A 6,762-nucleotide genomic window follows, 5' to 3' on the forward strand; every position below is an offset into this window, starting at 1 on the left:
AGATGGCGACCAAGGACACCGGCGGCGGACAGCAGAAGGCGACGCGCTCCACCGAGGAGGTCGAGGAGCAGGCGCAGGACGCGCAGGCTTCGGAGGACCTCAAGGAGCGCCAGGAGAAGCTGTCGGACGACGTCGACTCCGTGCTGGACGAAATCGACGACGTGCTAGAGGAGAACGCAGAGGATTTCGTGCGAAGCTTCGTTCAGAAGGGTGGGCAGTAGTCCACGGATGTGAACACGTCGGGGATGAAGCGGTGTTCACGCTGCGAACGGATGCTGTCGTGGGAAGCCTTCGCAAAGAACAGGGCTTCCCGCGACGGGTACCAGGTCTACTGTCGCGAATGCTCGGCCGCATATCACCAGCAGCGTCAGGTGGCTCGCGGCAAAAACGTGCGGCCCAGGGTGAAGGCCCCGGAAGGCCACAAGTTCTGCCGCACTTGCGGAACAATCGAGCCGCACAGTGAGTGGTCCCGGAACCGCCGGGCGTCAGACGGCTTCGCAACGCTCTGCAAGTCGTGTAAGGCCGCGAAGGGCCGTGCGAGGCACCTTCAGCGCTCATACGGTCTCACTGAAGCCGATCGCGATTCGCTGGTCGAGTCCCAGATGGGCCTCTGCGTAATCTGCCTCTCCGCTCCCGCCGTTCATGTGGATCACTGCCACCAGACGGGTAGGGTCCGGGGCGTACTCTGCTTCAACTGCAATTCGGCCATCGGCAAGTTGGGAGACGATCCCGACACCGTCCGTCGCGCTGCCGCCTACTTGGAAGGAAACTCGTGGAAGCCAACACTCGTGGCACCGGGCGTCTACCAGCTGCCTTCCTGACGCCTGGGTCCTCCTCATTCATGGACTTCCTGTCCGACCACTCGCCGGAGATGCTCCCCGGCAAGCGCGTCCTGCCGCCCGTGCAGGGCCACGTCGAAGCCCCGCACGGCACGACGATCGTGGCCGCGACGTTCCCCGGCGGGGTCGTCCTGGCCGGCGACCGGCGGGCCACGATGGGCAACATGATCGCCCAGCGCGACATCGAGAAGGTCTTCCCGGCCGACGAGTACTCGGCGGTCGGCATCGCGGGCACCGCGGGCCTCGCGGTGGAGATGGTCAAGCTCTTCCAGCTGGAGCTGGAGCACTTCGAGAAGGTCGAAGGCGCCACGCTCTCCCTGGAGGGCAAGGCCAACCGGCTCTCCACGATGATCCGCGGCAACCTGGGCATGGCCATGCAGGGCCTCGCCGTGGTCCCGCTCTTCGCGGGGTACGACGTGGACCGCGAGAAGGGCCGCATCTTCTCCTACGACGTCACCGGCGGCCGCTCCGAGGAGCACGGCTTCGCCGCCACCGGCTCCGGCTCGATCTTCGCCCGGGGCTCCATGAAGAAGCTCTACCGCGACGATCTGACGGAGCAGGAGACGACCACGCTCGTCATCCAGGCGCTCTACGACGCCGCCGACGACGACTCGGCGACCGGCGGCCCGGACATGGCGCGCCGGATCTTCCCGATCGTCACCGTCATCACCGAGGACGGCTTCCGCCGGCTCACCGAGGCGGAGTCCTCCGAACTCGCCCGCTCCATCCTGGAACGGCGGCTGGAGCAGCCCGACGGCCCCCGGGCCTCCCTCCTCTGAGGCCCGCGCAGGCCCCGAGATGACCCAGCCACTGACAGAAAGGGACGGTTAGCCGGTGTCGACCCCGTTCTATGTCTCACCCCAGCAGGCCATGGCCGACCGTGCGGAGTACGCCCGCAAGGGCATCGCCCGCGGCCGCAGCCTGGTCGTGATCCAGTACGCCGACGGCATCGTGTTCGTCGGTGAGAACCCGTCCCGCGCGCTGCACAAGTTCAGCGAGATCTACGACCGGATCGGCTTCGCGGCCGCCGGCAAGTACAACGAGTACGAGAACCTCCGCATCGGCGGCGTCCGTTACGCGGATCTGCGCGGATACACCTACGACCGTGACGACGTGACGGCCCGTGGGCTCGCCAACGTCTACGCGCAGACGCTGGGCACCATCTTCTCCAGCGTCGGCGAGAAGCCGTACGAGGTGGAGCTGGTGGTCGCCGAGGTCGGCAGCACTCCCGAAGAGGACCAGATCTACCGGCTGCCGCACGACGGTTCGATCGTGGACGAGCACGGCTCGGTCGCGGTCGGTGGCAACGCCGAGCAGATCAGCACGTTCCTGGACCAGCGTCACCAGGAGGGCATGTCGCTCGCGGAGGCGCTGCGGCTGGCCGTGCAGGCCCTCTCCAACCAGACGAACGGCGCGGACCGGGAGATTCCCGCCGAGCGTCTGGAGGTCGCGGTTCTGGACCGGACGCGGCCGCAGCAGCGGAAGTTCAAGCGCATCGTGGGCCGCCAGCTCTCCCGGCTGCTCCAGGCCGATGTGGCCAAGACCGAGCCCACCGAGGCCCCTTCGGATCTGGAGGAGACGGAGGACGAGTAGTCCCCGCCCGCTCTGACCGCGCCCCGGTTCCGCCTCAGGCGGGCCGGGGCGCGGCCGTTGAGCCCCGTACGGCCAGCGTCACGGGCAGGTCCCCGGTTTCCGCGGGCCGTCCCTCCAGAACCGCGAGCAGGGCCGCCATGCCGCGCGCGCCGACCTGCTCGGCGGGCAGGGTGAGGGTGGTCAGTTCCGGTTCGAGGGCCGTGGCGAGGGTGAGGCCGTCGAACCCGGTGACGGACACGTCGTCGGGGACGCGCAGGCCGAGCCGGTGGGCGGCCTTGCAGGCGCCGGCCGCCAGGAAGTCGTCGTCGCAGACCAGTGCGCTCGGGCGCGGGCCGGGGGAGCCCAGGGCGGCTTCGGCGGCCCGCCGGCCGCCGTCCACGCTGAGCTCGGCCCGTACCGTGCGCAGCTCGGCGTCCGGCACGTCGGTGAGCGCGTCGGCCAGTGCCCGGGCGCGTACGACGAAGGTCCAGGAGTCGACGTCGGCCGCGATGTGGGTGAACCGGCGGTGGCCGAGGCCGAGCAGATGCTCCGTCAGGCGCCGTACGCCGTCGGCGATGTCGAGGTTGACGTGGGCCGCGGGGCCGGTCTCGGCGGGGTCGCTGTCGAGCATCACCAGGGGGAGGTCGCTGCCGCGGATCGAGGCGAGCGCGTCCGCCGCCATCGAGGAGGCGATGACGCCGTCGAGGGCGGTGCGCGCGGAGTCGAAGGGGTCGCGGGCGGGGCCGATGCCCTCGGGGGAGGGGTAGAGCACCACGCCGAAGCCGTGTTCGGCGGCGACCTTGGCCGCGCCCGTGTAGACCTGGGCGAAGAACTCGCTGGTCATGGCGGGCACGACGAGCAGTGCGGTCCTGGTGCGGCCGAGGCGCAGGCTGCGGGCGGCGAGGTTGGGCCGGTAGCCGAGGTCCTGCGCGGCCTCCCGGACCAGGCCCGCGGTCCGTTCGGAGACCCGGCCACGCCATTTGTCGCCCAGGACCAGCGAGACGGTGGCCTGTGACACCCCGGCCGCGCTCGCCACGTCCCGGCTGGTGGGCGGGCGTGCCCCGGGGGCCCGTCCGGACAGCGCGGCGCGGGCGGCCCGTACCCCGGCGCGGGCGGCCACGGGTGCGGGCTCCGCTGCGGATTCCGGGCTGTCCGGGCTGGTCAAGGGGCCTCCAGGGCGAGGTGCGGGCGGGCGCGGGGTGGACCCGTGCACTCGCCACATGGTACGTATGACCTCGGACGTTATACGTAACACTAAGGAGTGGCCATGGCGGCCGGATACGCGGAGATCCTTCGGACCCGGCACGCCGCGCGGCTGCTCACGGGCACCCTGACCGGCCGGCTGCCGAACGCGACCGCCGCCATCGCGGTCGTCTTCTTCGTCCGGGCCGAGGGCGGCAGCTACTCGCTCGCCGGGGCCCTGACCGCCGTGTACGGCGTGGCCACCGCCGTCGGCCAGCCGCTGCTCGGACGGGCCGTCGACCTGTACGGCCAGCCGCGCGTGATGCTGCCCGCCGCCGTCCTGTCCGCCCTCGGCATGGTCCTGCTGGCCGTCGCCGGCATCGAGCCGGTGGCCGTGGCGTACGCGGCGGTCCTCGTCGCGGGACTCGCCACACCGCCCCTGGAGGGCGGCCTGCGGGCGCTGTGGCCCAGCGTCCTGAAGCGCGAGGACCAGGTGCACACCGCGTACGCCATGGACGCGATAGCCCAGGAGGTGATGTTCACGGTCGGGCCGCTGCTCGTCACCGTCTCGATCGCCCTCTGGTCGCCCGCCACCGCGCTGGTCCTGATCAACGCGCTCGGGGTGCTCGGCGCGCTCAGCGTCGTCCTGTCCCGGCCGTCCAGGAGCTGGCGCTCGGCGCCCCGCGAGGCGCACTGGCTCGGCGCGCTGCGCTCACCGGGGCTGCTCGCGCTGCTCGGCTCGTTCTTCTTCGTCGGGCTCGCGCTGGGCGCGATCATCGTGGCCGCGTCCGCCTATGCGGACGACCACGGCAGCGACACGATCTACGGCTGGCTCATGGCCGCCAACGGGCTCGGCGCGCTGCTCGGCGGGCTCGTCTACGGGGCCCGCCGGTGGAGCGGCGCTCCCGAGAAGCGGCTGCGGATCCTGGTCGCGCTGCTCGCCGTCGGCTATCTGCCGCTGACGCTGGTCCCGGGCGTCCCCGCGATGGCCGCGCTCACCGTCGTCTCCGGGCTCTTCCTCGCGCCGTCCATCGCCTGCGCGTTCATCGTCGTGGACCGGCACGCCCCGCGCGGCACGGTGACCGAGGCGTTCTCCTGGCTGGTGACCGCCTTCGGCGTGGGCACGGCGCTCGGCACGGCGGCGGCCGGACCCGCGGTCGAACTCGGCGGGACCGGTGCGAGTTTCGCGGTCGCGGGCGGCGGCGGAATCGCGGCGCTCGTGGTGCTGCTCACGACGCAAAGGGTGCTTGCGGCCCCCGAGCGTCCGCGCCCTGTCGGGGGAGTTGACGAAAATGATCGAAACCGTGCTGTCGAACCCGGTTTCAGCTCAGGCCATCAGGCGTAATGTTCACTCATGGACCGCCGCATTTTCGGGCTGGAGAACGAGTACGGCGTCACGTGCACGTTCAGGGGACAGCGCCGACTGTCTCCTGACGAAGTGGCGCGCTACCTCTTCCGCCGTGTTGTGTCATGGGGCCGCAGCAGCAACGTCTTTCTGCGGAACGGCGCCCGCCTCTACCTCGACGTGGGATCGCATCCGGAATACGCGACACCCGAATGCGACAACCTGACCGAACTGGTCACCCACGACAAAGCCGGTGAGCGCATTCTCGAAGGCCTGCTAGTCGACGCCGAACGCCGCCTGCACGAGGAGGGAATCGCGGGCGACGTCTATCTCTTCAAGAACAACACCGACTCGGCGGGAAACTCCTACGGCTGCCACGAGAACTATCTGGTCGCCCGTCACGGAGAGTTCTCCCGGCTCGCGGACATCCTCATCCCGTTCCTCGTCACCCGCCAGCTGATCTGTGGTGCCGGCAAGGTGCTCCAGACCCCGCGCGGCGCGGTCTACTGCGTCAGCCAGCGTGCCGAGCACATCTGGGAGGGCGTCAGCTCCGCCACCACCCGCTCTCGTCCCATCATCAATACGAGGGACGAGCCGCACGCTGACGCCGAGCGCTACCGGCGCCTGCACGTCATCGTCGGCGACTCGAACATGTCCGAGACGACCATGCTCCTGAAGGTCGGCGCCACCGACCTCGTGCTGCGCATGATCGAGGCCGGCACGGTCATGCGCGACCTCACCCTGGAGAACCCGATCCGGGCCATCCGCGAGGTCTCCCACGACATCACGGGCCAGCGCAAGGTGCGCCTGGCCAGCGGGCGCGAGGCATCCGCCCTCGAAGTCCAGCGCGAGTACTACGAGAAGGCCGTCGACTTCGTGGAGCGCCGGGGCATCCGCACCGGCACCGTCGACCAGGTCCTCGAACTGTGGGGCCGCACCCTGGACGCGATCGAGGCCGAGGACCTCGACCGGATCGGCACCGAGATCGACTGGGTCATGAAGTACCAGCTCATCGAGCGGTACCGGGCCAAGAACAACATGACCATGTCGCACCCGAGGGTCGCGCAGATAGACCTCGCCTACCACGACATCCACCGTCGGCGGGGCCTGTACTACCTCCTGGAGCGCAAGGGCCAGGCGGCCCGGATCTGCAACGACCTGAAGATCTTCGAGGGCAAGTCGGTGCCCCCGCAGACCACCAGGGCGCGGCTGCGCGGCGACTTCATCCGCCGGGCGCAGGAACAGCGACGGGACTTCACGGTCGACTGGGTGCATCTGAAGCTCAACGACCAGGCGCAGCGCACCGTGTTGTGCAAGGACCCGTTCCGGTCCGTGGACGACCGGGTGGAGAAGCTGATCGCCGGTATGTGAGACGACGTCAGCCGTGTGATCCGGGGGCCCCGTGCGCTGTTGCGTACGGGGCCCCCGGGCATGCCGCACCCTTGTGGTGGCGTAGTGGGGCCGTAGAGTGGCCGCTCCGACCGTTCCAGCTACCCCGAGGACCACTGTGCGACGCCGACTTGCTGCCGCGCTCATCGTGCCGGCCCTGATGCTCACCGCGGCCTGCGGAGGAGGTGACGACGCAGCGAAGAAGAAGGACGCGTCCGCTTCTCCCTCGGACTCGGCGTCGCAGCCGCCCGCGGCTCCCAAGCCGGTGTCCGACGCCTCGCCGATGCCCACCGTCGCCGGTGACGCGGACAAGAAGCCCACGATCACCATCCCCAAGGGCGACCCGAGCGGGAAGTTCGTCGTCAAGACGCTGACCGCCGGCACCGGCCCCGAGGTCAAGAAGGACGACCTCGCGGTGACGAAGTACACCGGGAA

At 70.0% G+C, this 6,762-nt stretch carries 7 protein-coding genes and 1 pseudogene; 7 read left to right on the plus strand and 1 reads right to left on the minus strand.

Annotated elements, in window-relative coordinates; all coding sequences use genetic code 11:
• The first annotated feature begins 2 nt into the window (after positions 1 to 2).
• From CG740_RS22760 to prcA, 4 genes are read left to right on the plus strand one after another with little or no spacing between them, the layout of a single operon-like run.
• Complete coding sequence (locus CG740_RS22760; protein ID WP_016325855.1) at positions 3 to 221, plus strand: ubiquitin-like protein Pup; 219 nt, start codon at positions 3 to 5, stop codon at positions 219 to 221.
• Positions 222 to 245: 24 nt separating this feature from the next.
• Positions 246 to 821 carry an endonuclease VII domain-containing protein gene (locus CG740_RS22765; RefSeq protein ID WP_100577083.1) on the plus strand — a complete coding sequence of 192 codons (576 nt, stop codon included), beginning with the start codon at positions 246 to 248 and terminating at the stop codon, positions 819 to 821.
• Positions 773 to 1,618 carry a proteasome subunit beta gene (gene prcB / locus CG740_RS22770; protein ID WP_100577084.1) on the plus strand — a complete coding sequence of 282 codons (846 nt, stop codon included), beginning with the start codon at positions 773 to 775 and terminating at the stop codon, positions 1,616 to 1,618. Before CG740_RS22765 ends, prcB begins: the two co-directional genes overlap by 49 nt.
• 55 nt (positions 1,619 to 1,673) lie before the next feature.
• Positions 1,674 to 2,432 carry a proteasome subunit alpha gene (gene prcA / locus CG740_RS22775; RefSeq protein ID WP_100577085.1) on the plus strand — a complete coding sequence of 253 codons (759 nt, stop codon included), beginning with the start codon at positions 1,674 to 1,676 and terminating at the stop codon, positions 2,430 to 2,432.
• A gap of 34 nt (positions 2,433 to 2,466) precedes the next feature.
• Here the strand turns inward: prcA and CG740_RS22780 are convergent, their stop codons facing one another.
• Entirely contained in the window at positions 2,467 to 3,492 is a 1,026-nt protein-coding gene (locus tag CG740_RS22780) for a LacI family DNA-binding transcriptional regulator (protein ID WP_234376457.1), read from the minus strand.
• Between the two features lie 186 nt (positions 3,493 to 3,678).
• Between CG740_RS22780 and CG740_RS22785 the strand changes: the two genes are divergently transcribed.
• The 3 genes and pseudogenes from CG740_RS22785 to CG740_RS41090 form a co-directional block, all read left to right on the plus strand.
• The gene (locus CG740_RS22785; RefSeq protein WP_100577087.1) at positions 3,679 to 4,938 is read left to right on the plus strand and encodes an MFS transporter; all 1,260 of its coding nucleotides are present in this window, start codon (positions 3,679 to 3,681) and stop codon (positions 4,936 to 4,938) included.
• 9 nt (positions 4,939 to 4,947) lie between these two features.
• On the plus strand, positions 4,948 to 6,309 hold the full coding sequence (pafA, locus tag CG740_RS22790) for a Pup--protein ligase (protein ID WP_100577088.1): 1,362 nt from the start codon (positions 4,948 to 4,950) through the stop codon (positions 6,307 to 6,309).
• 136 nt (positions 6,310 to 6,445) lie between these two features.
• Positions 6,446 to 6,762, plus strand: a pseudogene (locus CG740_RS41090) (FKBP-type peptidyl-prolyl cis-trans isomerase); the annotation flags it as partial.

The organism is Streptomyces sp. CB01201 (genome assembly GCF_002803085.1).
Lineage (GTDB): Bacteria > Actinomycetota > Actinomycetes > Streptomycetales > Streptomycetaceae > Streptomyces > Streptomyces hundungensis.

Bases quoted from the DNA above. Each gene is read 5' to 3' on its own strand.
- CG740_RS22765 (WP_100577083.1), top strand. From the start codon at position 246: ATGAAGCGGTGTTCACGCTGCGAACGGATGCTGTCGTGGGAAGCCTTC.
- CG740_RS22785 (WP_100577087.1), top strand. From the start codon at position 3,679: ATGGCGGCCGGATACGCGGAGATCCTTCGGACCCGGCACGCCGCGCGG.
- pafA (WP_100577088.1), top strand. From the start codon at position 4,948: ATGGACCGCCGCATTTTCGGGCTGGAGAACGAGTACGGCGTCACGTGC.
- CG740_RS22760 (WP_016325855.1), top strand. From the start codon at position 3: ATGGCGACCAAGGACACCGGCGGCGGACAGCAGAAGGCGACGCGCTCC.